Below are 1,056 nucleotides of genomic sequence, written 5' to 3' on the forward strand. Positions count from 1 at the left end.
GGCGTTGCCGCCAACATCCTGCCGGCCATGGGCTTCGCCATGCTCGGCCGCCTGGTGCTCACCAAGCAGCTCGTGCCCTTCTACTTCCTGGGCTTCCTGCTGTGCTCCTACGCCAACGTGCCCGTCCTGGGCGTCGCCCTGATCGCCATCATCATCGGCATCGACAAGTTCGACCTGCTCGGCCTGGGCGGAGCCCAGCCCCAGCTTTCCGCGGAAGGGGATGAGGACGATGACTTCTAGTCCCGAGAACAAGATCACGCGCTCCGACCTCGTCAAGAGCGCCGTCAACGTCGGCGCCCTGGGCATGGAGTTCTCCTGGACCTACTACAAGCAGATGAACATCGCCTTCTGCCTGATGGTCGCCAACATGCTCAAGAAGATCTACGCCGGCCGCCCCGACGACTACGCCGAGGCCCTGCATCGCCACTGCGCGTTCTTCAACATCACCGTCCAGTTCGCCCCGTTCGTCGGCGGCATCGCGATGGCCATGGAGGAGAAGGTCGCCCGCGGCGAGATCGAGCCCGAGAGCGTCAACGACGTCAAGGCCGCCCTCATGGGCCCGCTGTCCGGCATCGGCGACTCCATCTTCCTGTCGACGCTGCGCGTGGTCGCCGCCGCGGTGGGCATCAGCCTGTGCCAGGCCGGCAACCCCTTCGGCCCCATCGCCTTCCTGCTCATCTACAACGTCCCCGGCTTCGCGCTGCGCATCTGGGGCGCCGTCAAGGGCTACGAGCTGGGCGTGGGCTTCCTGGACGAGGCCCAGAGGACCGGCCTCATGCAGAAGATCATGACCTGCGTGGGCATCGTGGGCGTCATGGTCGTGGGCGCCATGTGCAAGGACATGTTCTGGGCCAGCATCCCGGTGGCCATCGGCTCGGGCGAGGACGCCCAGACCCTCCAGGACATCCTGGACGGCATCATGCCCGGCATGCTCGGCATGCTCGCCTTCTGGCTGTACTACTGGCTGCTGTCCAAGAAGATCAACCCCATGGTGCTGATCGTGGCCACCATGGTCGTGGGCATCATCGGCGCGTTCTTCGGCGTGCTGGCGTAAGG

The 1,056-nt window shown here is 65.4% G+C and carries 2 protein-coding genes; both read left to right on the plus strand.

Annotated features, from left to right (window positions below; genetic code table 11):
• A partial coding sequence (locus tag DW821_RS10080) for a PTS sugar transporter subunit IIC (protein ID WP_147324175.1) occupies window positions 1–240 on the plus strand: 240 nt, incomplete at its 5' end.
• Entirely contained in the window at window positions 221–1,054 is an 834-nt protein-coding gene (locus tag DW821_RS10085; protein WP_117565064.1) for a PTS system mannose/fructose/sorbose family transporter subunit IID, read from the plus strand. The genes DW821_RS10080 and DW821_RS10085, both read left to right, overlap by 20 nt.
• Window positions 1,055–1,056: the final 2 nt, after the last annotated feature.

Source organism: Collinsella sp. AM33-4BH (genome assembly GCF_003469205.1).
Taxonomy (GTDB): domain Bacteria; phylum Actinomycetota; class Coriobacteriia; order Coriobacteriales; family Coriobacteriaceae; genus Collinsella.